This is a genomic window from Butyrivibrio sp. NATIVEDY162 (genome assembly GCF_045999815.1).
In the GTDB taxonomy this organism is placed as follows: domain Bacteria; phylum Bacillota; class Clostridia; order Lachnospirales; family Lachnospiraceae; genus Butyrivibrio.
This window is the reverse complement of record NZ_CP172573.1, coordinates 1,055,491-1,078,699: the sequence shown is the minus strand read 5'-3', so window position 1 is coordinate 1,078,699 and position 23,209 is coordinate 1,055,491. Positions and strand designations below refer to the sequence as shown.

At 41.2% G+C, this 23,209-nt stretch carries 19 protein-coding genes; 16 read left to right on the top strand and 3 right to left on the bottom strand.

The annotated features are described in order from the left end of the window. Positions 1 to 82 precede the first annotated feature (82 nt). On the top strand, positions 83 to 1,159 hold the full coding sequence (locus tag ACHCNF_RS04380) for an SGNH/GDSL hydrolase family protein (RefSeq protein WP_408071574.1): 1,077 nt from the start codon (positions 83 to 85) through the stop codon (positions 1,157 to 1,159). Positions 1,160 to 1,218: 59 nt separating this feature from the next. Here the strand turns inward: ACHCNF_RS04380 and ACHCNF_RS04375 are convergent, their stop codons facing one another. Then, positions 1,219 to 1,782 carry a hypothetical protein gene (locus ACHCNF_RS04375; protein ID WP_408071573.1) on the bottom strand — a complete coding sequence of 188 codons (564 nt, stop codon included), beginning with the start codon at positions 1,780 to 1,782 and terminating at the stop codon, positions 1,219 to 1,221. A 449-nt stretch (positions 1,783 to 2,231) separates the two neighbouring features. Here ACHCNF_RS04375 and ACHCNF_RS04370 point away from each other — a divergent pair, with 449 nt between their 5' ends. From ACHCNF_RS04370 to ACHCNF_RS04340, 7 genes are all read left to right on the top strand, one after another. Beyond that, complete coding sequence (locus ACHCNF_RS04370) at positions 2,232 to 2,513, top strand: hypothetical protein (RefSeq protein ID WP_408071572.1); 282 nt, start codon at positions 2,232 to 2,234, stop codon at positions 2,511 to 2,513. 33 nt (positions 2,514 to 2,546) lie between these two features. After that, positions 2,547 to 2,834 (top strand): hypothetical protein, encoded by a 288-nt coding sequence (locus ACHCNF_RS04365; protein WP_408071571.1) that lies wholly within the window; start codon positions 2,547 to 2,549, stop codon positions 2,832 to 2,834. A 28-nt stretch (positions 2,835 to 2,862) separates the two neighbouring features. Next, on the top strand, positions 2,863 to 4,464 hold the full coding sequence (locus ACHCNF_RS04360; protein WP_408071570.1) for a helicase HerA-like domain-containing protein: 1,602 nt from the start codon (positions 2,863 to 2,865) through the stop codon (positions 4,462 to 4,464). A 75-nt stretch (positions 4,465 to 4,539) separates the two neighbouring features. Continuing rightward, on the top strand, positions 4,540 to 6,549 hold the full coding sequence (locus ACHCNF_RS04355) for a hypothetical protein (RefSeq protein WP_408071569.1): 2,010 nt from the start codon (positions 4,540 to 4,542) through the stop codon (positions 6,547 to 6,549). A 114-nt stretch (positions 6,550 to 6,663) separates the two neighbouring features. Further along, on the top strand, positions 6,664 to 7,188 hold the full coding sequence (locus ACHCNF_RS04350) for a hypothetical protein (RefSeq protein WP_408071568.1): 525 nt from the start codon (positions 6,664 to 6,666) through the stop codon (positions 7,186 to 7,188). Positions 7,189 to 7,339: 151 nt separating this feature from the next. Continuing rightward, positions 7,340 to 8,824, top strand: coding sequence for a methyl-accepting chemotaxis protein (locus ACHCNF_RS04345; protein WP_408071567.1), 1,485 nt, complete (start codon positions 7,340 to 7,342; stop codon positions 8,822 to 8,824). Between the two features lie 23 nt (positions 8,825 to 8,847). Further along, positions 8,848 to 9,099, top strand: coding sequence for a hypothetical protein (locus ACHCNF_RS04340; protein ID WP_408071566.1), 252 nt, complete (start codon positions 8,848 to 8,850; stop codon positions 9,097 to 9,099). Positions 9,100 to 9,408: 309 nt separating this feature from the next. On the opposite strand, the gene ACHCNF_RS04335 is transcribed toward ACHCNF_RS04340, so the two are convergent. After that, positions 9,409 to 10,458 carry a CPBP family intramembrane glutamic endopeptidase gene (locus tag ACHCNF_RS04335; protein ID WP_408071565.1) on the bottom strand — a complete coding sequence of 350 codons (1,050 nt, stop codon included), beginning with the start codon at positions 10,456 to 10,458 and terminating at the stop codon, positions 9,409 to 9,411. A gap of 105 nt (positions 10,459 to 10,563) precedes the next feature. Here ACHCNF_RS04335 and ACHCNF_RS04330 point away from each other — a divergent pair, with 105 nt between their 5' ends. Next, on the top strand, positions 10,564 to 11,295 hold the full coding sequence (locus ACHCNF_RS04330; RefSeq protein ID WP_408071564.1) for an SEL1-like repeat protein: 732 nt from the start codon (positions 10,564 to 10,566) through the stop codon (positions 11,293 to 11,295). A gap of 702 nt (positions 11,296 to 11,997) precedes the next feature. Here ACHCNF_RS04330 and ACHCNF_RS04325 read toward each other — a convergent pair. Next, the gene (locus ACHCNF_RS04325; protein ID WP_408071563.1) at positions 11,998 to 13,266 is read right to left on the bottom strand and encodes a methyl-accepting chemotaxis protein; all 1,269 of its coding nucleotides are present in this window, start codon (positions 13,264 to 13,266) and stop codon (positions 11,998 to 12,000) included. A 261-nt stretch (positions 13,267 to 13,527) separates the two neighbouring features. Here ACHCNF_RS04325 and ACHCNF_RS04320 point away from each other — a divergent pair, with 261 nt between their 5' ends. From ACHCNF_RS04320 to ACHCNF_RS04290, 7 genes are all read left to right on the top strand, one after another. Continuing rightward, positions 13,528 to 14,919, top strand: coding sequence for a PhoH family protein (locus ACHCNF_RS04320; protein WP_408071562.1), 1,392 nt, complete (start codon positions 13,528 to 13,530; stop codon positions 14,917 to 14,919). A gap of 173 nt (positions 14,920 to 15,092) precedes the next feature. Continuing rightward, complete coding sequence (locus ACHCNF_RS04315; protein WP_408071561.1) at positions 15,093 to 16,034, top strand: zinc ribbon domain-containing protein; 942 nt, start codon at positions 15,093 to 15,095, stop codon at positions 16,032 to 16,034. Between the two features lie 38 nt (positions 16,035 to 16,072). Then, a complete protein-coding gene (locus ACHCNF_RS04310) occupies positions 16,073 to 16,825 on the top strand; it encodes a CPBP family intramembrane glutamic endopeptidase (protein ID WP_408071560.1) in 753 nt (250 codons plus the stop codon). Between the two features lie 220 nt (positions 16,826 to 17,045). Beyond that, the gene (locus ACHCNF_RS04305; protein WP_408071559.1) at positions 17,046 to 19,037 is read left to right on the top strand and encodes a ferrous iron transporter B; all 1,992 of its coding nucleotides are present in this window, start codon (positions 17,046 to 17,048) and stop codon (positions 19,035 to 19,037) included. 289 nt (positions 19,038 to 19,326) lie between these two features. Further along, entirely contained in the window at positions 19,327 to 20,265 is a 939-nt protein-coding gene (locus ACHCNF_RS04300) for a GGDEF domain-containing protein (RefSeq protein ID WP_408071558.1), read from the top strand. 189 nt (positions 20,266 to 20,454) lie between these two features. Further along, positions 20,455 to 21,822 carry an MATE family efflux transporter gene (locus ACHCNF_RS04295; RefSeq protein ID WP_408071557.1) on the top strand — a complete coding sequence of 456 codons (1,368 nt, stop codon included), beginning with the start codon at positions 20,455 to 20,457 and terminating at the stop codon, positions 21,820 to 21,822. Positions 21,823 to 21,843: 21 nt separating this feature from the next. After that, positions 21,844 to 23,205 (top strand): DNA polymerase Y family protein, encoded by a 1,362-nt coding sequence (locus ACHCNF_RS04290; RefSeq protein WP_408071556.1) that lies wholly within the window; start codon positions 21,844 to 21,846, stop codon positions 23,203 to 23,205. Positions 23,206 to 23,209: the final 4 nt, after the last annotated feature.

The window sequence follows — 23,209 nt, the reverse complement described above, 5'->3', positions numbered from 1 at the left end:
CACATTCCCGACACATATTAATTGTTTAATAGTATATCTATATTTCATAATACTATTATCAAAGAGGAGACATATAATTGGTATGAAAAAAAGACTGGTAATGCTAATGGCAGCCTGCCTGATTTTAGCAGGCTGTGGCAGTGATGCATCTACGGTGATGCAGGGCGGGACAACCCCTTCATCATATGAGAGTATGGAGGCCGCGCCGAGTAATGATGCAACAGGTGGCGGAGCTGATGACAATAATAATACCGGGAACTACGAGCTTTCAGATTCCGGCACAGATGGAGGAACGGCGGCACCATCTTATGATGACCCTGCTGATGAAGGAGGGGAAAACGGAGGATATTCCACTCCGGGATATAGCAGTGATTCATCCGGAGATAATGACTATGATCCTGAGTACAGCGGCTCATCTACAGATAACACTCCGGGTAATACTTCAAATAACACAAATGCATTCGCACCTGATACTTCAGAAAGCAACGATACTATAGCTGACAGTGATAATGCTGACGATGATGAAGACGAGTCAGAGAGCGAAGCAGATAAGCAGAGTGAATCAAGGAGTGATGAACAAAATAAGAATGCGGCTGATGATGGACAGGACACCTTAGATCAGTCGGAAAATAAAACAGATATTTCCGGCTATGGCAAGATTTTTTTTGTGGGCGACTCCAGGACTGTTGATATGTTTGACGGAAACACCACTGAGATATATGACTATAATGCCGGCGGAATCAGGGTTTTTGCAAGAGATGCGTGTCACTGCGCTTACCTCACTGATGTGCTTGGAAGTCACGACATAAGCGAATTTGATACTCTGGTATCCTGGCTTGGCTGCAATGATAACAATGACGCTGCTTTATATGAGCAGGTTTATGAAAATCTGTTAAATCAGGGCAAAAAGGTAGTTATCTGCACTGTCGGACCTACAAAGGATGAGTTTTTAAGCGGAGATTTTGATCCCGTTAATTATCCTAATGAAAAGATGGTGGCATTTAATCAGAGCATTACTTCCTGGGCCGGAGCTCACGGAGTAAAGGTCATCGATGTATACACCTATGTACAGAATAATATTGAGATATCACCGGACGGAATCCACTATAATCCCAAGCCTACCACTGGCATTTGGAATTATATTCTTTCCAATCTTTGATTTTAAAGGATAATCAAAGTTTTTGAGGGGTTGCCCCTCAAAAACTTTGAATACCCTTTTTATTTAATCTTAAGATTAAATTTCAATTTCTTACCTTTAGTACTATAGTAGTTGTTTACAACATTTATATACACAACCTGGCCTTCAGTTAACTGATAATATACTGTACGCTTAGCTACATTATATCCACGCTTTTTACCTGGTATCCTATAGGCGAAAGGATATGAATTATGATATCCACCTTTTGAATTGCCATCAATTGTGTCTATTTGATCCTCTATGCCGGTAGGAGAACTAAAATCCACATAAGCTAAACAGGATGACTTTCCTTTTGCTCTCAGATTACTAAATGTAAATGTATATTTCTTAGTTTTTGGTGCGACAAATTTTATAAAGCCACTATAACTTTTACCTTGCTTTTTTATTTCAACTTTATAATTGCCTGTCTTATTTATGGTTTTCGCTTTCGATTCAATATAGGATTCTTGTGGAATATTAAATTCGGCATAAGATAGCTTTATTTTTTTAGTCTTAGCCTGTGCAGTTACCGGATTCACCAGAATGATAGCCATTGCTAATAATAGTGCCAACGATAATATTCTTTGCCATACTCTTCTCTTCATTTTTTACCCTCCAAGAAAACAATGAAAATTTATTTCGCCTGTAAGAGGTATTTTAGCATATTTTTTTCAAGCTCTACCGCCAAAAGTCGGTATTAATTTTAAAATTTTTATAAAATATAATATCGATGCAAAGCAGCAAGAATACTGTGCAAGTGCTTTTCTAATGTGTGGAAGATGAGGAGTTTTAGTAATTATAAAGTTACTGTTCAGACAGCTCTGCGCACTTGCTGCGCTGAGCGTGAGAATGTTCTACGTCTTGAATATAGGATTTGCCCCTTTGCCGAAGGCAACTGGAATGGGCAAATCCAGTTGCTGTGAGCACCGTAAGGTGTGAACAGTAACATTATAAAAATACTATTATATATCTCGTAGTTTGTTGTTTTGAATTACGTTTATAGTTAAAATAGATGTAGATTTTATTTTTGTTTTTTATGAAGGAGGGATTTGGAGTGGACGAATTCATAGAAAGGATTAAAACAGACGAAGAGTTCAGACATGAGCTCAGGGACTTTCTTGCCGGAAAAACGGATGAGATGAACGAAATAATAAATGAGTATAATAAAAAGAAAGATAAGCTTGTTGTAGGTGTGATCAGGGAGTTTGCGGCTGACCATAACATGACTATTTCTGAATCTGAAGAATCCAGAAAAAAGAGCCATGAGATATGCGAATCAGTTCACAAAAAGCAGGTTGACGAATACGGAAGTGCTTTGAAAATGTTATTTAGTTGATTTTTAAATCGCAAATATTTTGGAGGATTTAGCATGGATAAATTTTTCATGACATTAAAGCAGGACCCTGATCTCAGAGCAAACTTTGGCGCTAAGCTTCATGGAATTGATGGAGACGTAGCCAAAATTGCGGAAGAGTTTAATAATAATAGAAATAAGCTGATTCTTGACGGAATGTCGGAATTTGCCCAAAAGCATGGATATACGTTTAGTCCTGAAGAAGTTAGGAAGGCTTATATAGAAGAATGCAGGAAGATAGATGTAGATTATAAGACCTTTTATAAGGGATTTTTCATGGATGACGTTACTAATGTATTTTAACTGATGATCAAATTTGGAGGGTATGAAAATGGTTAAAGATGGTAAGGTGTGGGTTGCTGCAGCTGATAATGAGGATAGTTTATGCCTTTTGCCAAAGATGGCGAACAGACACGGACTAATAGCCGGAGCAACAGGCACAGGAAAAACAGTTACACTAAAGGTTCTTGCGGAGTCCTTTTCCGATATGGGAGTTCCGGTTTTTCTTGCAGATGTAAAGGGTGACCTTGCAGGCATGATACAGGAAGGATCGGGAATGGAGGAGAGGATCGCCCGCTTTTCATTGGAAAATACCGGATATGAATACAAAAAATATCCTGTTACCTTCTGGGATCTGTTTGGTGAAAAAGGCATCAGCCTTCGCACTACAGTTTCTGAGATGGGCCCCATCCTTCTTTCACGTATTCTGGGGCTCAATGATCTCCAAAGCGATATTCTTACAATTGCATTTAAGATAGCTGATGACAACGGCTGGTTTCTTTTTGATACAAAGGATCTGAAGGCACTTTTGAATGAGCTTTCTGATAACAATAAGGACTATGCAGCTGACTATGGCAAGATGAGTCCGCAGTCCATCAGTGCTATATTAAGAAGCGTGGTATCTCTTGAGACGCAGGGCGGTGAGGTATTTTTTGGCGAACCCGCGCTTAATCTTACCGACTGGTTTACCACTGATACAAACGGAAAAGGCATGATCAATATTCTCGATTCTGAAAGCCTTATCAACAACGGCATTTTGTATTCCACCTTCCTTCTGTGGATGCTTTCAGAACTGTTTGAGGCTCTGCCTGAAGTGGGAGATATGGAAAAGCCTAAGATGGTATTCTTCTTCGATGAAGCGCATCTTCTTTTCAAGGATACTTCTAAAGCACTGCTTGATAAAATTGAGCAGGTTGTTAAACTTATTCGCTCCAAGGGAGTGGGTGTTTACTTCGTAACTCAGAATCCAAGGGATATTCCGGATGGTGTTCTGGCACAGCTGGGAAATAAGATCCAGCATGCTCTTCATGCTTATACACCTGCAGACCAGAAGGCGGTCAAAGCTGCAGCTGATTCATTCAGGGAAAATCCGGAGTTTAAAACCTACGATGCAATAATGGAGCTTGGGACAGGAGAAGCAGTTGTTTCATTCCTGGATGAAAACGGAACTCCCGGGGTAGTGCAGAGAGCGTTTATTCTTCCGCCCATGAGTAAGATTGGAGGCATCAGCGATTTGGAGAGAGAGAACTCCATAAAGAATAGCATTTTATACAGCAAATATGCTGTGGCTGTAGACTCTGATTCTGCCTATGAGATGCTTCAGAGAAAGGGCGTATTGGACGCAGAAGAAGCGGCAAGAGCAAAAGCCGAGGCGGAGGCAGAGAAGGCAAGACTCAAGGAAGAAGCCGCAGCTCTTAAAGCAAAAGAGCGTGAAGCCGCCGCTGCCATAAGACAGGAAGAGAGGAAAAAGCAGCAGGAAGAAGCAGCCAAAAAGCGTGCGGCCAAGTCTGTAGCAGCAACTGTCAGCGGAACCGTAGGCCGTGAGGTTGGTAAGGCAGCAGGCAAGAGTTTTGGAAGATTCGGAAAAACTCTTGGCGGTAATCTTGGCGCCAGTCTTGGAAGAGGAATTATAGGTACATTATTCAGACTGTAATCAGGTCATTTTTTGTGGCAGATGTTGTGGTTTTCGATTTATATGTAAAAATAATTACCGGAGAGTTACTGGCTTATGTGGTTTTTGATACCGATATCATTTTTTATTACAGCAGTGCTTATATCAGTTAAATTCAGGGAGAGCATGTGCGATACTATAGCTGTTACGGGAGCTGTACAGATTCTGACTCTGTATGCTCTTGGCTTTGTGAGGGGAATGAGACTTATTTACTTTACGTCAGCGGCTGTCATTCTGATATTTGCAGGACTTGTGATTGCTGATTATATTGCGAAAAAAACTGTCGGCGGAAAACAAAAGATAATACGTATAAATCGAAACAGACATATTTTCAGAAGAAGTCTTCGGGCATTTATTGAGCCCGAAGTTTTCGCTTTTATTGTTATCATCGCTGGTATCACATTCCTTACCAGGGATCAGATATTTACCTGGTGGGATGATATCAATTTCTGGGCATCAGATGCGAAGCAGCTCTATTATATGAATGGATTTCCCGGAAAATACGGAAATGTCTCTCCGGAATTTGGAGACTATCCGCCGGTCACCTCGATCTTTAAGTGGATATTCCTTAATATAAGTTCATCAAAATACAGGGAAGGACTGCAGTTTGCAGGCTATTATACATTAAACGGTATTTTTCTGATGCCGCTTGTAAAAAGTGTGAGCAGAAAATTTTCAGCTCCTGCCACAGTTCTTGTCTTTATGCTTCCGGGGATCATAAACGGAATCATCTTTTATGGAACACCTGCAGATGTGACAATGGGAATCATCTACGGCGCGCTACTGTACGCTATATGGGACAGAGACGGACATCGCGGTATTTTCTACTATGGAAGGATAGGTCTGTATGCCGCGGTTTTACTGCTGACAAAGACAGGCAGCATAGAATGGGCTGTCTTTGCTCTGGCATTTTACTTTGCTCTTGAGGCAGGAAGAAATGATATAAGATACACATATAAATCTGCAAGCCGCAGCGAAAATGCACAGGACAAGGGTATCCTTTGGACAAGAACCAAGGGTATATGTATTGCTGTATTATTTGCAGGAGGTATCTACGCAAGCTGGCTTTTGCTCTGCTATATGAACAGGAGAGTTTCAAAGATAGCAGGACTTGGTATAAAAATGTTATCCGGCTCATATACTGTTCCTGAAAATGCCGGACTAAAGGCTATGTACTTCTTTCGCGGAATGTGGACCATGCCCATGCACATAGATCATAATCCCACCTTGGACATACCTGTGGGACTTATGGTGGTTCTGATATTTGCAGCACATGTCTATATGATAAGGAATGGGATTATTCCAAAGAATGAAGGTAAGAGCTTTCTGTGGTTTTTTACCATAACAGGAATTTTCACTTACAGTCTGATATTCCTTGCGCATATAACCTTATTCTGCGCAGAGGACCAGTATCTTGATACGTTTGCCATGACCAATTCCATTGCAAGATATGGCGCTCCCTTTACAATGGGAGGCATGTATCTCATTATCGGGGTTGCTCTCACATATGCAGGCAGCAGGAAGGCACTTGAAGAAGCAGGTAATCCGGACGGGGATGATTACTGGAAAAATAAGAGAAACATGATTTATCTTTTGATCACGGTTTTCATTCTGACTAATGCTGATTACACAGGAACATATAAGGCTCTTGTGGGATATGGCGAAAAAGTAGATGAAAACGCTGCTTATAACGCCAAAATGGTGGATGATGGAGGACAGCGCTTGGTAGAGGCTCTCTATGGACACAGAGTGCTATGGGGGCACCGGGTATTGGACCTTAGGAGTGGCGGCGAGGATCACAGGGTGCATAATACATATATAAGTAAAGAAGTATCCCCTGTTCCCACGGTCTATGATACACTGACCGGAACTGATGATGTATCTTCTATAACGGAGAAGATCAGGAAGAGCCACGCGGAATATGTATTTGCAGAATCAGTTGAACTTTTTTCTGAAGACACCTTTAAGTCATTTATGAAAAACGGAGCTGAATTTGAGTTCTGGAAGCTGTACAAAGTTAATGATAACGGAGAGAAGGTGACATTTACTCCGATTTATCTGTATTGATAGATTCTTGAACGCTTTTTCATCTTTTTGTTCAAAAAGTCATGATTATAAGGAGTATTATAAGTACTCATATTGTAAGTAACAAAATAAAAAAATACCTGCAAGGAAAGAAACATGAAACGTAGAAGAAAATCAAAATCATACAACATGGGAATGCTCACTCTGATTTTCCTGTGTGCAATATATCTGGTGGTTTATCCGCAATTTAAGGCTTTTGATGAGCCTGGTGACAGTGGTGTGACGGACAGTGCATCATTTTATGAAACAGCCGATAATTCGGCACTAACAGACGGAAAAACGGATGATGAGGCTACAGCTGCAGCAGAGGCTGCCATCAGCGCTATCCAGGAAAAAGAAAAGACTGCAGGCAGGAAAAGCTACACCTTCAGGAGTGAAAGCAGCCTGGACAGCCATTTTGAAAAGCATGGTGATGAGATGGGATTTTCAACCAAGGAGGAGTACCTTGCTGCGGCAAATGCTCTGATAAATAATCCGAGTGCCCTTCATAAAAACGAGGCAGAGGATGGCGACGATATTTACTATCTTGAAGCTACGGATGAGATAGCTTTTGTTTCTACGGATGGCTTTATAAGGACCTATTACATATGCAGTGGCAAAGCCTATTTTGACAGACAATGAAATATCTTTTCAGAGGTTTTAAATATAAACGAATTATTAAAACATAGCATTCTTTATTTAGTAAAAATTTAGAACTGAATATCGTTCCTTCTGATAAAATAATATATGTGGATAACTGCATTTAATTGTGCTTAATCTATAGGAGGGCGATATGGATAGAAATCAATTTACCCGAGCTAATCAGCGAGCGTACATAGTTTGCCTCATTATTGTGGCAACTTGTGCACTCGCATTTATTTTTGAAGGCGTGACCGGAGGATTTTCAGGTGGCAGAATACTTGAAATTGCGGCAGTTGTAATCAGTATTGCCGTAATGAGCATTGGAGCATCAAGATTTAAAGAGGAAAAACTTGGATCCGTATTGATAATGGTTGGTGCTACAGTGACCTTCATAATCATAATGCTTGTTGAAGCTCAGCTGTTCTATGTTATGTTCGGGTTCCCTATCCTCATATGTGCCGTTATATATATGAATAATCGTATAGTAATAGGTGGAAGCGCTGTTATATTTATTATGTATCTGATCTGTGCATTTCGTACAATGTCCAGAAATGAAAGAAGCATGACAGAGATAATTCTTAGCGGATTTGCAACGGCCCTCGTTATTATGTCTGCATATTTCGCCCAGCATCTTCTTGATACATTTAATCAGGAACACTTTGCCACAATTGAAGAACACAATCAGGTTCAGGAAGCTGCAAGTCATGATATGGGAAAAATAGCCCGCAGAATTTCCAAGCACTTTGATGCAGCACAGGGAAGTATAGACGAGCTTGAGTCAATTATAGAAAATACAAGTAACGGAATGAGAGATATCGCCGGATCCACAGAGAGCACTGCAAATGCTGTAACAGACGAGGCACAGAAGGTTGCTGAGATCAGGGAACAGACTCAGGAAGCTGATGCTCAGAGGCAGCAGATGATAGAGGCTTCTGAGAGTACCAGGGAGACTATTACCGAAGTGTCTAAGACCATCGAGATCCTACGTGATAAGGCAAGGGGTGTTCGCTCAGCCAGCCAGATTACAGCAGAATCAACCAAGGCTGTTCTGAACAAGGTCGAGGATGTTCAGAAGATTTTGGGATCCATTATGGCGATTTCAAAACAGACAAACCTTCTTGCGCTCAACGCTTCAATAGAGGCAGCAAGAGCAGGTGAAGCAGGAAAAGGCTTTGCGGTTGTTGCAGATGATATCAGACAGCTTTCAGAACAGACAAACAATGCTTCCAATGAAATAACCAAGATTATTGGCGAACTTACAGAAGATGCAAATAAGGCAATGGAAAGTATCGATAATACTGTTGAGTCTGTTGAACTTCAGAATCAGGTTATTCGCGATACGGCAACTGCATTCGAGACCATAGACAGCAACGTGGAAGATCTCATAGGAAAAATTGAAGAGATCGGAAACAGTATGGAACAGATCAATAATTCCACAAATGAGATCAATGACAATATCTCCAATCTGTCGGCTACAAGCCAGGAGGTTGCGGCATTATCCAATGACGGACTTAAAAATGCCCAGAATGCGGTTGATAAGTTTGAACGCTTCAAAGAGTCTCTTGATGGCATTTATAAACAGGCTCAGCGACTTAAGGAAATCAATTTTGATTCGGACGATTCAGATGATGACTGAATTTTAAAAGGAGGTTTTTAATTATGAGAGTATTATTTGCAGCCGGACGTGTTCGTGAGGTAACCGATGTTGAAGTAGTTGGAATGGATGTCGGTGATGGCCAGATAATCGGAACTCAGGTAAATTTCATCATGGCTAACGGCAATAAGGTGGAGTACATCTACAGTCAGAATGTCTCCATTGAGGATTCCGGTCAGCGGGCAGTAGAATTTGTTCAGGACCTGTATAAAAACGGATATGCTGACTTCTCACAGGAACCAGTAGAGATGCTATAAATTGGATATAGTGGAAATGATTAAGACTGCCACACTTTTTTTAGTGTGGCAGTGTTTTTTATAGCATAGGAAATTGCTTTCCTATGCTATAAAAAACACTCCGTGAGGATGCGCACTACTGTGTATGACATTTCACTAGGCTCGAAAAAACCTCGCCAAGTGATCTGCACATCGCGCGAAAGGAATATGTTGCATGCTGCAACCGCGCTCGGCGCGAGAATGTCGCGAGCGACACTCTTTTTTAAGTGCTATCTCAAGACATCCATTTAGAAATGCCGGTTTTCATCGGAGGTATACAGACACATCTTTTTACATAGAAAGTGCAATGAAAACTGTGAGCCCTAAGCATACAACAACCAGCAGGATCATACCGAAATTGAGGATTGAATCGATGCTGAATTTGCCCGGTATGGGTGCTTCCGGTGTGGACTCCATAATGTTACCTTTTTTTATGAATCTGATCAAAAGGACAAGGCCGATGATGGCAACCACATACTGGAGTATATTGTAGCCAATCATAAGAGGACTTGCTTCATTTGAAAGTGTAGGGTCAATCAGCATTGGAACAAAGGCTCCAAAGAAATTGAAGGTTATATGCATGATAATGGTATAAATAAGTCGTCTTGTATATACATAAACATAGCCGAGTATTATTCCCAGAAGGAAAGCGTAGAAGAACTGGAAAATATTGGTATGTATAAGTCCGAAGATAAGTGCTGATACTATAATGGCATTCCATTCACCGTAGCGTCTCGCATAGCCTATTACCGAGTATCTAAAGAGAAGCTCTTCGAAAATAGGAGCAAGTATTACGCTTAGCAAAAGTACTGCAGGAAGTGACATGTTGGTAAGCATGGAAGTCAGAAGGTCATCCATATTGGCACCGGTGACTGAGGTGATAAAAAATGCAAGAACGTTACCGATAATTGATCCGATTATTCCCATTGGAAACATGAATAACAGAAAGTTTATAAACTCTCCGGGCGAGAGCTTTCTTTTTGTGGAGTCCTCATAGGGAGTTGAAAATTTAAAACCGCCGATTGTGGGAATATCTCTGTGACTTCTGGAATTCAGAAATAAAATTGTAAGCGGAATCACAACAAAATAGCTTATCCCCATAGAGAGAAGGTTTATAAGTGATGCATGCTCCTCGCTGAATCTTGCTGCAATTTCAGCAGCGAGGCGGGGATCAATAGAGCTTGGATCCACAATCTGACCTGTCCTTGCAAGATTAAAAACATATTGAAAGGAATATATTGCAGAAGCAATTCCGATGGCAACAGAAGCAAGAATATTTGATACTACAAGATAAAATACGATAGCTAACCCAAGATGGGAATATTTCTTTTTGACTGACATATGATAAAAACTCCTTATAAACATCATGTTTAAATGTTGATATAAGAAGTATACGAAATAAAGTCATACGTGTAAAGAAAGGGCAACTATGTTATCATATGGGTTATGAGAGAAAAAGATGAAAGCAGGATCGGTATCAGACGCACTGTCAGAAGTCAGTACCGACATGAACTTAAAAAATTTATAAGTGAGGGAAGAGGGCACTACAGATGCAGATTTGCAGAAACTGCCTATGAGCTTGGGGATATGTACCGTAAGGGTGTCGGAGGACCCGCGGATATATCTCAGGCGTATTTTTATTTTTTGCAGGCAGAGTATGCAACCATGCTGAGGCTTCAGGTTAAAAGAGACGGCGAAGATGAGGCTCTCCTTGCCAGAATCAGACTCATCCTTACACAGCTTAGACGGAAGCTTGGCTATGGCAGCGAGAAGCTCTACTGCAGCACGCATCCCTTCGTTTTATATCAGGCGCTGGAAGAGGGGCATGATATTATGGTTTCCTTCAGGCGGATGAAAAGTGGCAGACTCAAGATAATAGGTGCCAGAATTCCCAAAGCCGGAAGAAGTGAATGCAGACATTCCAGAATGCTGGTTACTTATGACAGATTTCATTACTGTGAACTGAAAGACTTTGTGATCACATATGCCAGAAATGTTCAGGGATATTGGTATTCAGCAGATTCTGAGGATTGCATAAGGGTTGATTCCATCACACTTGTGCTGGATGAATTTAAAGGAAACAGATGTGAATTCTACTATCGCGGAAAACTTGTTGCATATATCTTTGCAGAAGACTATGTAGTGAGCTCAGGGAGACCCAGATATATAAGATTTTAAGCTTGGCATAATCAAATTATTAGAAACGAATAAAAAGTATAAAAAATGTGAAAAATCGACCTTTTTCATATTGAGTTTCTTGCAAAGTATGATAAAATCAACTTATATTAAATAAATTACAAATTAAGTATACAAAAGTATACAAATTATAAATCGTTCTGCGGTTTATATTCTATGAGGGAGAAAGAGCCGGTGCTTAGCACCGGCGCTTTTGCTATAAACTGCTAAAACTTCCCACATACACCTGCCAGTCCCATTTCTTCTGCTGGCGAGGCTATTAAAACAGGGTGAGTTTGTATATATGCCGCCCAAAGCATGTCTGAGATCTATGCCTTGGAATCCATCGTTCCTCCGTTGCTTGCTCGTTATGCTCGCTTTGTTTTCTAAAATACCGGCTGCCACTTTTTTATAGGCATGCTCCGAAAAAAACTTGCAGGACGCATATTATGTTATCATGGTCGTGATCACGCCTTTATATACAATGAAAGCGTCCTGCTTCAAACAGTTTTCTACGCATGCCAAAAAGTGGCATTGCCGGTATTAGAAAACAAGCGCTCACATACAATCGCCGCAACGGAGAAACGAATGGTTCCAGGCATAGAGTGAGTTCTGCAGGGCGGCATATGTTTATATAAACTCTCCCTGTTTTAATGGTAAGCCGAGCGCAGAAGAAATGGGACTGGCAGGTGGCTATGGGAAGTTTTATTCTTCATTTTCTGCTGCGTCAATGACGCTTTCTATTTTATTTCTTAGCCAGACGATATCCTGATCGAATGCTTTAAGGAGAGCAGAGGAGTATTTTGATTTCCGTATGGCATCAGTTTTTCTTACGACTGCTATTGATTCCTGAAGCTCTTTGATATGGTCAAGAGTCTCACACATCTCATCGCCTAGCGATGCCGAGCCGCGGATGCAGCCGTCAAGAACGCTTCCTATGCGGTTTCCTTTATACATAATCTCACGTGCAGAGCTCATGATCTCTGATCGGAATGTTTCAAGAGCCTTCATGTAATCCTCCCAGATCGCATCGCGCTTTGCCATGGTCTCTCTGAATTCCTGGTTTAAAGTAGAGAGACTCTGGATGAGAATATTGGTATAGTTTGTGCTTTGTCTGTAATATTCGTTGCTGGCAGAGGAATACATATCAGCATATCTGGTGGTGTCCCTGTGAGCGGATTCTATTGTATGAACTGAAGACCGCACAGTCTTAAATCCGTTTTCAAGGGCACCAAGCTCTGCGTCCAAAGCAGCTGAGATATCATGTATCTTACGTGACAGATCACCTACCTGGGCAGCAACTTTGGTTGAAAACTCGCGGCTCTCTTCATTCATGTGAGTTGCTTCTATTGTGGTGTGGATTGCAAGAAGGTCTGCTTCCGAAGCCAGTGCTTCAAGCTTTTCCTTTTTATCAGAAAGGCTCTGCACCTGCTTGTGATACTGTTCCAGGGATGAGAGCGTGTACTCAACGGACTTTTTTAATATATGAGAAAAAGAAGAGTAGCTTCTGATCTGTGAAACAAGCCCGGAATCAGGCATATATTCTTCTGAGAGTTTGGGTAGATTTATCTGCGGAATCTCAGGCTCTTCGCCGGAAGCTGACTTTTCGGGAAGCTCCGGAAGATTGTCAGTTGTATTCCTGATGGAAGATAGAGCATCACGAACTTTTTCCATGGTTTCGTTCAGAGTCCTGACATCACTTATGTGCCCCTCAGTAGCTGATACTATCCCTGATATATCTTCATCAATTGCAGAATAGCTATTGTCCTGATCAGAAGAGAAGGAATCAAGATCACCTTCAATCTGATCGCGTCTGCCCTTTAAGGCCGTGGGAATATCGCGAATCGGGGATATAAGATCTGAGAGTTTTTTGCGCTTTACGACTTCCTGTCTGCTGATAGTAGGCGCAAACTCTTCGAGAGGCAAGTAATTATTATTATATTCATCTTCATAAGACCTGCCAAAAAGTGCCAAGATGTATGCCCCTCCCCCAAGAATAGTTTTAGTATGAGCTCAAATTTTGATCTCTTATCATAAAATTATAGCACATAAAGAGCCCTTTTTACAAAGCGCTTGTACCACAATTACTTGTAATTTTAATATTCCAAAAACACAAAATATGGTATAATTCTGATATAGACAAAAGGGCCATGTCATTGTTTTATCTATTAGGAATATGTCTGTATTCCGATGACCTGACAACACTCGTCTAACTACACAAATGGGGGGATGTGCATGAAAAAAATCTATGTACTAGACACTAATGTCCTCATTCAGGCACCACATGCTTTGAAGTGCTTTGACGACAATGATGTTGTTTTGCCACTGGTGGTTCTTGAAGAATTGGATACGCACAAACGCGATGAAGGTGAGCGCGGTGCCAATGTCCGAGAAGTTATCCGTCTGCTGGAAGAGCTGCGGGAGAAGGGAGATCTTACTAAGGGAGTAGAACTGCAGGACGGCGCAACCTTAAGAGTTGAGAAGAACTACAAGGACGTTGAACTGCCTAAGGATATGGTGGAGTACAAATCAGACAATCGTATCCTAAGAGTATGCAAAGGGCTGGCAGATACCAGTAAGGAGCAGGTAATCCTTGTTACTAAGGATATTCTGATGCGAATTAAAGCACAGCTTCTTGGAATTAAGGCCCAGGATTTTACAACTGAACAGGTCGTTTCACATGGTGAACAGTATTCCGGTCGAATCAGAGTTTTTGCACCGGAGGAGATTTTTAAGGAGTTTAGAAGAAAAGGTGTTCCGGTTGATGCAGTTTATGTCTGCGATGAGAATGGAGGTAAGATCAAGCCGGAGCTTTATGAGAACCAGTTTGTAATACTTCAGTCAGACCAGTCTACTAATAAGACACAGATGGGCAGGGTTGACCATGGAGTAATAAGAAAGCTTGAATTTGAGAAGGCGCAGCCTTATGGGGTAACTCCCAGAAATGCAGGCCAGTATTTCCTTCAGGAAGCACTTATGCAACCGGCTGAGAAGGCACCGCTTGTAATAGTAAAGGGAATGGCGGGTACAGCCAAAACCTTCTACTCACTCGCGGTTGGCCTTGAGAAAATGGTAAATCGCCCCACAGGCGAGTACAGACGAATTCTTGTCTGCAGACCTAATTCTCAGTTTGATGATGATATAGGATTTCTTCCGGGCGATGAGCAGGAGAAGATAGGGCCTCTCATGAGACCTATAATCGATAACTTAGAGCAGCTCATCGATTCAAGTGAGGAAGAGAGATATTCAGATGAAAAGGAGCTTCAGGATAAGACGGATGAGATCTTCGAGAGAGGAATCGTTCAGGCTGAGGCACTTAACTTTATTAGAGGCCGCTCAATTCTGAAGACCTATCTGATCATTGATGAAGCTCAGAATATGACACCTGCACAGGCCAAGGGTATAATCACAAGAGCGGGTAAGGATACCAAGATAATCCTTCTTGGCGATCCCAATCAGATTGACAGACCCTTCCTTGATGAGAGAACCAATGGACTATCCTATGCATCAGAGCATATGAAGGGCTCGGAGCTATGCTGGCAGATATCTCTTGTTGCAGAGGAGTGCGAGAGAAGTAAGCTTGCTATGGATGCTATCGGAAGGATGAGAGATAAAGTAATCGTTTGATCGTGATATAAAAGGAGGCAGCTTTGCGATAAGAATACGCGAAGCTGCCTTGTTTTTTGTGTTTACAAAGTTTAGAGTTTGTTTCGATATTACGAGCGCTTAACTACTTGATAATACGCTGCTACATTACTTATAATAATTACACTAGCTATATAAAGGGGAGAAAAGGAAAAATGTTTTGTGAAAATTGTGGGAAGGAAATTCAGGATTGGGCAAAGTTTTGTCCTTATTGCGGGAAGCCTGTGAGAAAGGGACATACCCCTCAGGAATCGGTGGGCAGTCAGCCACAGCAGTATTCTCAGGGACAGGTATATGACCAACCACAGCAGTATTCCCAGGGGCAGGTATATGACCAGGCACAGCCATATGATCAAGGGCAGATATATCAGCAGACAAACAGCCTACAGGGAGCCAATTATCAGTATAAGCCCCAAAAGAAAAACAATGTGGGGCTGATAATCGGCATAATCGCAGGTGTGGTTTTGCTATTTATTGCAGGAGCGGCTGTACTGCTTGTATCTCTCTTTTCAACATTGAATAAAACTTCAGGCAATGGGGACTCCGATGCGGCAGCTAATGCGATACTCGAGCAGTATATAGATGAGAATGGAGATTTTAATCCTGATACAAATGAGTTGACAAGTCAGGTTGCCGATACATGGACTGATCAGTCAGTTGATATGACCGGTAAAATATTGTTTGCTACAGACGACGGAACAACCAAAAATGAAAATTCACGATGGGAGTTTGTTGACAATAAAAAGGCATTACTTGTAATGGGAGACGGCGATTACTTTGAGGCTGATTATGTTGTTCTCACCGGTAAGCTTGGGATGCTGTATACAGAATTCAAATTCCCTGAATTCGGACTTACTTTTGATGAATTATCACAGGTTACGGAAGCCAGGATGAGCTCGGATCCCAAATGCAACGGATACGTAGTTATTGTATTTGATAACATAGTTATTCATCACAGTGACGGCACTACCGAAGAGGTGAATAATTCCACAGGTGTTCTCTACTACGGTGTGAGCTACGATAAGGGCAGCAGTACATTATACGATATAGTAGGTGCTAACTCAGCAAACTATTATAATTTCATATGTGATAAATAAAAGCTGTTTGGGAAAACACACCGTGCTATGAGGTTATTATGGAACAGCACAGACCAATTGACCCTTTTCACATTACGGATAAGCACAAGATAAAGGACGAGGTTTCAGATCCTGTCGAATATGCCCGTAAAATGGAACAAAAATTCCATGATGCATCGGCCTTGCTGGCAATTTTGATGAGCGGCATATGCGCATGGCTGATGTTTTATGCACTTTGGAAAACGCTTGGAAGGCCGTTTTCAATAGCCTTTATGGTTCAGGCTGAGGATGCGCTTGGCATTTTCCTTTTTATTGAAGCATACAGGCATACCAGCTTTTCCTGGAGTGATCTTGGTTTGTGGACTGACGAACCGGCCAAGGTGGTTAAACAGGCTCTTATCATATGTGCTCTTGGCTTTGCGGGATTATGCCTTGTAAAATATGTAGGACAGCTCTATGACCCATCGCTTTTCAGGACAGAGCACGGCTTTTTTGACATTCACAGATTCAACCTGTATCAGGTATTATATCTTTTTACCGCTTTTATTCAGGAATTTATAGCAAGGAGTGCGCTTCAATCTAATCTGAAACGCATAGCTATAAGGAATAAATCGGCTTATTCTATTATTCAGGCTTCTATTATTTTCGCAATGTTTCATATTCAATATGGTTTTTTCTTCATGATAGGCGCTGCAACTCTCGGCGGTCTTCTGGGCATCATGTTTGATAGGCAAAAAACACTTCTGGGGGTGTGGATCGTGCACTGGTTCCTGGGTGTTGCGGCTTATCTTCTGGGAATAATTGCGCAGTAAATCTATAAATAAAGGCATGGAAGTGCTCTTTATTCTTAAATTTTCAATAATTATTTCAAAATGAACTTGACAATCATTATCAAAAAGAACATAATGGTTTTGCTAAAAGTTAGCTAATGGTAACATGCAAAGCAAGATAATAACTGGATTAGATTGAATACAATGTAATTTAATGTTACCTAATGCTATCAGGATATATAGTTTTTTAGGAGGAATAAAAATGAGAATCGCAATGGCGGGTAACCCGAATAGCGGAAAAACAACGATGTACAACGCTCTGACCGGTCGCAGTGAGAAAATCGGTAACTGGGCAGGTGTTACGGTTGACAAGAAGGAGAGCCACATCAAGAAGTCCTTTTATGATGGGGGAAAGGAACTGATTGCAGTGGATCTTCCCGGAGCATATTCAATGTCTCCTTTTACCTCTGAGGAGAGCATTACAAGCGGATATGTTAAGAATGAGCATCCTGATGCAATTATTAATATAGTAGACGCGACAAACCTTAGCAGAAGCTTGTTCTTTACAACTCAACTTCTTGAGCTTGGAATACCGGTTGTAGTTGCACTTAATAAAAATGATGCTAATGATAAAAAGGGTAACAGCATTGACGAGAAGAAGCTTTCAGAGAAGCTTGGCTGTCCTGTAATTAAGACAGTTGCAACTTCTGAGACAGGTCTTAAGGAAGTTATCAGGACAGCTGCTGAGCTTGAAGGAAAGGGCCAGAAGGAGCCTTATGTACAGGGCGATGTTGACATCCATGATAAGGCAGCAGTTGAGGCAGCAGACAGAAAGCGTTTTGAATTTGTAAATAAGATTGTAAAGGACGTTGAGAATAGAAAGGTTCTTACAAAAGACAAGAACTTTGGAGACACAATCGATAATATCATTACTCATCCTGTGATTGGAATTGTGGTATTTGCAGCAATTATGTGGCTTGTATTCTATATTTCACAGACTACCGTAGGTACATGGCTTGCAGATATCCTTGCAGGCTGGATCGAAAGTTTCCAGGGCTTTGTGGGAGATAAGATGGCAGATGCCAACCCTCTTTTATATGCACTATTGGTTGACGGTATCATCGGTGGTGTAGGTGCCGTTGTAGGCTTCCTCCCCCTTGTTATGGTTATGTATTTCCTCATCGCACTTCTTGAGGATTGCGGATACATGTCAAGAGCAACAGTAGTTCTTGATCCTATTTTCAAGAGGGTAGGTCTTTCAGGAAAATCCGTTATCCCTATGATCATCGGTACTGGTTGCGGAATCCCTGCTATCATGGCTTGCCGTACTATCAGAAACGAGAGAGAAAGACGTACGACTGCAATGCTTGCAACATTCATGCCTTGCGGAGCTAAGCTTCCTGTTATCGCTCTCTTTGCAGGTGCATTTTTCCCTGAATCAAAATGGGTTAGCTTTATCTGCTACATGGGTGGTATCGTGCTGATCCTTCTTGGTGCACTACTTATTAAAGCTGTAACCGGAATGAAGTACAGAAAGTCCTTCTTTATTATTGAGCTTCCTGATTACAAGGTGCCCAGCATTATGTTTGCTGTTAAGTCTATGCTTGAGAGAGGTAAGGCATATATTGTTAAGGCAGGAACAGTAATACTTGTTTGTAACACAGTAGTACAGATCATGCAGACCTTCAATTTCAGCTTCCAGCCTGTAGAAGAGGGTATGGAGAGTACATCAATACTTGCCGGTATAGCAGGACCTTTTGCTTACCTTCTTGTACCGGTAGTTGGTATTGCCAGTTGGCAGCTTGCCGCAGCAGCAATCACAGGCTTTATTGCCAAGGAAAATGTTGTTGGTACAATCGCTACAGTATATGCTATTTCAAATCTTATTGATACAGAAGAGCTTGAGCTTATCGGCGAAGGAAATGCCGTTGCAGCAGTTATGGGTATCACAAAGGTTGCAGCACTTGCATACCTTATGTTCAACCTCTACACACCTCCGTGCTTTGCAGCTCTTGGTGCTATGAACTCTGAGATGAAGTCAGCCAAGTGGCTCTGGGGCGCAATTGGCTTACAGCTTGCTACAGGTTTTACAGTAGGTTTCCTTGTATATCAGATCGGAACACTTATTACTACAGGAACAATCGGTGTAGGCTTCCTTCCCGGACTTATTGCTGTTCTGTGCTTTGCAGGTATTATCGGATTTATCATTCAGAGAAACCAGAAAGCAATGGAACTTGAGTACAAGCTTGACTGATTAAAGAATTATCAGGTTTCTTACAGAATTTAATATAATTTAGAAAATAAAAATCCTTCTGAGAAGAAAAAACTCAGAAGGATTTTATTAATTTGCAAGTGTATAATCACAGACTTATAATCAAGGTATGAAAACATCTAAGGAACAATCGGTCATCCGCGACCGGACTTATCGTGAAATTGACAATGGCGATTATATCAGCCTGGATCAGTACCAGCGAATAACCGTCTCTCTTTTGCTTACCCATATTTTCCTTGAATTACTGTATATTTGGCTGGGGTGTATACCTATGGTTATAGTTAACATAGTGAGCATTTTGGCATATATAGTAAGTTTTATATATGTCAGAAAAGGAAATACCTTAGCGTCGGTTTGGATAATGTTTCTGGAGGTATATTTACATGTTGTCTTTGCAAGCGTATTTATGGGAATGAGCTGTGGATATCAGTTATGGCTTTTTGGAACATTTTCAAGTATTTTTTTACCTTTCTTTGTTCCGGATCTGTCAATCAGACAAAAAGTGCAGATAGGGACATTTTGTATAGTGATTGTAGGGTCATTTATGGTACTGACAGCGCTAGACAGTCTTCATCTTTTGCCAACTAAGTATAATGTGAGTCCGACTGTCGCGCATGGCATGTATTATTTTAATGCTCTGCTCGGGTTTGGATCAATTATGTTGTACATGGGAATCTATAATGCCAGAATGTATTCCAGAAGCCGGGGATTTCAACTTGCTGCGGACCATGATTTTCTGACCGGCATTTATAACAGGCAGAGAATGCAGAAGATTCTGGATAAGGAAATTAATAGATTGCAGGAGCTTGGAACCTGCAATCTTTCAGTAGCGATAGCAGATATTGATTTTTTTAAGAACATAAACGATACATATGGGCATGACGTAGGTGACGAGGCATTAAAACTGCTTACCAGGATATTCACAAGAAATTCTGATACAGGACTTCTCTACGGACGATGGGGTGGCGAAGAGTTTCTATTAATAGCTCCGGAAAATATGTCATACGATGATTTTATAGATATGCTTGAGCACATAAGACAGCAGGTAGAGGGAAATGGTATGTCCATAGAAGGGAAAACAATCAGATTCACCGTTTCCATAGGAGCTGCCAGATATATAGCAGGAATGACTTCCGATAACCTTGTAAATGCAGCAGATGAAAATCTGTATGGTGCAAAGAAAGGCGGAAGGAATAAGGTCGTATACTAAGATCAGATCCCGTGCTGTGAGCACCATAAGGAGTGAATCAGTAACAAGCATTAAAATATCTGTAATTCTTTGACTGGAAAAATAGTATAATCTAAAATGGTATTAGATTACTGAATATAAAGATTCATGTATTGCTTGAAAAACAGTAGTCAAAAAACCATTTAGTACTATTAGAAATCAGAGAATAAAATGAATAATTCAATCAATAAGTATCCCAAAAATAATCTTAATATGCTGGAGGGGAGCCTGTTTGATAAAATAGTCCTTTTTGCTCTTCCGCTTGCCATTAGCAGTGTGCTTCAGCAGCTTTTTAATGCTGCTGATCTCGCAGTAGTTGGACGATTTGCTTCACCTGTTGCCATGGCTGCAGTGGGCAGCAATTCAGCTGTAATTAATCTCATAGTAAGCCTCTTTGTGGGCTTATCTGTTGGTGCTAATGCTGTAATTGCCATGCAGATAGGCAAAAACAGAAAGGATCAGATAAGCGAGACAGTTCATACTGTTATTACAATATCCCTGATTGTGGGAGTGCTTCTTATTTTCATAGGAGTCATTTTGGCAAAGCCTATTCTTATCCTCATGGGGGCGCCTCTTGAGGTCATGAATCTTGCAGTTATCTATCTCAGGATTTATTTTTTTGCTATGCCTGCCATCATGATATACAACTATGGCTCTGCAATTTTAAGAAGTAAGGGTGACAGCAGAAGACCACTATATGCCATGACATTGTCAGGAGTTATCAATATATTTCTCAATCTGATCTTTGTTGTGGCATTCCATCTTCATGTTATTGGAGTTGCACTTGCTACGGTTATTTCAAATATCTTCGGCGCCGGGCTTGTTTTGTATTTCCTTATGACAGAGGAGGAAACCTTCAGGCTGTCGTTTAAGAAGCTTACCATAAAAAAAGAACATCTTCTTAAGATGATGAGCATTGGAATTCCGGCAGGAATTCAGGGGGCGGTTTTTTCATTATCAAATGTGGTTATACAGTCTTCCGTAAACAGCTTTGGTTCAGATGCCATAGCGGGTTCAACTGCAGCAGCCAATTTTGATTTTGTGTCCTATTGCATAATAAATGCTTTTGCTCAGTCGGCTGTAACCTTCACAAGTCAGAACTATGGTGCTGGAAAATTTGACAGGTGCAAAAAGGTCTTCAGGATATGCTTCATGGGTGGTCTTTTTTCATCAGCAATTGTAGTGTTCTTATTTGTCACCTTCAGATATCAGATAATACAGCTGTTTACCACAGATCCAAGAGTAATAGAGTTTGCCATGAAGAGAATCATGACAGCATTTGTACTTCACTTTCTCATAGCCACTTATGAGGTTAGCGGAGGTGCGCTTAGGGGTATGAATCATTCACTGCTTCCTGCCATGATCTCAATCTTTGGAACCTGTGTGTTCAGACTTCTGTATGTATTTGTTTATGTATCACGGGTTCACACCTTCGAAGCATTGTTCAGGGTTTATCCATATTCATGGGTAATAACCGGGATTGTTACTATGTCAGCTTACTATCTAATTAGAAATAAGATGTTTAAAGTACAACAATAGTTTTTTCCAAGGGAGAGGAAAGTGAATAAGACTATTTTTCATATAGATGTAAATTCCGCTTTCCTCTCGTGGACTGCGGTTAAGAGGCTAAAAGAGGATCCTGATTCGATCGATCTGAGAACTATTCCCTCAGTTGTGGGCGGGGATGTAAAGACAAGGCACGGCATAGTAACTGCTAAATCAATTCCTGCTAAGAAATATGGCATTCAGACTGCTGAGCCTATAGCAAGTGCTCTTCAGAAATGTCCAAAGCTTGTGGTGGTTTCATCAGATTTTCATACATACAGAGAGTATTCGCATGCTTTCATAGAGATACTAAGAAGCTATTCCGAGATTCTTGAGCAGGTTTCAATAGATGAGGCGTATCTTGATGTGACAGGGCTTTTATTTATGGATGTCAGAAGTCATCTTTTGAAAAGCTTTGAGGATTTTTCTGAGAGGACTGAGGGTGAATCTTCTACTTATAATAAAATAAGAAATGAAATACTTACATATTCGGAATTTAACCTGCCTTTTCCTCTTAATATAGCTTCGGCTATAAGATATGAAATACGCACAAGGCTTGGATTTACCGTAAATGTGGGAATATCCGAAAATAAGCTTCTTGCAAAGATGGCCAGTGATTTTACAAAGCCTGACAGGACCCATACTCTGTACCCTGCTGAGGTTCCGGCTAAAATGTGGAAGCTTGATATTGGTGATCTATTCGGCTGCGGCAAAAAGAGCGCGGAGAAACTAAGGAGCGTCGGAATAAGAACAATAGGCGATGCGGCAACCATGGACCTTGAGCTTCTAAAGTCCCAGCTTGGGGAAAAGGGCGGCGAATATATATACAGAAGCGCCAATGGAATAGGTTCATCCACGGTTCACCCGGAGCATGAGGACGCCAAGAGCTACTCTAATGAGACTACGCTTGCATCCGACATTACCTCTGACACATACGATGCGGATATGCCACCGGTGGTCCGCCATCTGTCCGAGAAGGTGTCCGGGCGACTAAAACGTGACGGCGTATTTGGCGGTACTGTGACCGCGCAGGTGAAAACTGCAGATTTTAAGAGATTTTCAAGGCAGATGAAGCTGACTGAATCCACCAACGATGCTGATGTGATTTATGAAAATGCCATGCTTTTACTGGGAAATCTTCTGACAGGAGAAAATGGTATCTTTGAAGAAGGAATAGGCGTCAGACTGGTGGGAGTTGGAGTAGATAACCTGGATAACGGAGAGTACAGGCAGGGGAATCTTTTTGATTGGGTAAATACTGGTCAGGCAGAGGTTAAGGAAGAAAAACTAAAGGAAGAAAAACTTGAGAAGCTTGGAGAAATGGAGAAGCTTATCAAGGGTAAATTTGGCGATAGCGCAATAAAGAAAGGCATTTGATAAA

Excerpts from the sequence above, each read along its gene's own strand:
- ACHCNF_RS04360 (WP_408071570.1), top strand. The coding sequence starts at position 2,863 with ATGGTTAAAGATGGTAAGGTGTGGGTTGCTGCAGCTGATAATGAGGAT.
- ACHCNF_RS04340 (WP_408071566.1), top strand. The coding sequence starts at position 8,848 with ATGAGAGTATTATTTGCAGCCGGACGTGTTCGTGAGGTAACCGATGTT.
- ACHCNF_RS04355 (WP_408071569.1), top strand. The coding sequence starts at position 4,540 with ATGTGGTTTTTGATACCGATATCATTTTTTATTACAGCAGTGCTTATA.
- ACHCNF_RS04300 (WP_408071558.1), top strand. The coding sequence starts at position 19,327 with ATGGTTATAGTTAACATAGTGAGCATTTTGGCATATATAGTAAGTTTT.
- ACHCNF_RS04310 (WP_408071560.1), top strand. The coding sequence starts at position 16,073 with ATGGAACAGCACAGACCAATTGACCCTTTTCACATTACGGATAAGCAC.
- ACHCNF_RS04350 (WP_408071568.1), top strand. The coding sequence starts at position 6,664 with ATGAAACGTAGAAGAAAATCAAAATCATACAACATGGGAATGCTCACT.
- ACHCNF_RS04330 (WP_408071564.1), top strand. The coding sequence starts at position 10,564 with ATGAGAGAAAAAGATGAAAGCAGGATCGGTATCAGACGCACTGTCAGA.
- ACHCNF_RS04315 (WP_408071561.1), top strand. The coding sequence starts at position 15,093 with ATGTTTTGTGAAAATTGTGGGAAGGAAATTCAGGATTGGGCAAAGTTT.
- ACHCNF_RS04345 (WP_408071567.1), top strand. The coding sequence starts at position 7,340 with ATGGATAGAAATCAATTTACCCGAGCTAATCAGCGAGCGTACATAGTT.
- ACHCNF_RS04335 (WP_408071565.1), bottom strand. The coding sequence starts at position 10,458 with ATGTCAGTCAAAAAGAAATATTCCCATCTTGGGTTAGCTATCGTATTT.
- ACHCNF_RS04375 (WP_408071573.1), bottom strand. The coding sequence starts at position 1,782 with ATGAAGAGAAGAGTATGGCAAAGAATATTATCGTTGGCACTATTATTA.
- ACHCNF_RS04380 (WP_408071574.1), top strand. The coding sequence starts at position 83 with ATGAAAAAAAGACTGGTAATGCTAATGGCAGCCTGCCTGATTTTAGCA.
- ACHCNF_RS04305 (WP_408071559.1), top strand. The coding sequence starts at position 17,046 with ATGAGAATCGCAATGGCGGGTAACCCGAATAGCGGAAAAACAACGATG.
- ACHCNF_RS04365 (WP_408071571.1), top strand. The coding sequence starts at position 2,547 with ATGGATAAATTTTTCATGACATTAAAGCAGGACCCTGATCTCAGAGCA.
- ACHCNF_RS04320 (WP_408071562.1), top strand. The coding sequence starts at position 13,528 with ATGAAAAAAATCTATGTACTAGACACTAATGTCCTCATTCAGGCACCA.
- ACHCNF_RS04295 (WP_408071557.1), top strand. The coding sequence starts at position 20,455 with ATGAATAATTCAATCAATAAGTATCCCAAAAATAATCTTAATATGCTG.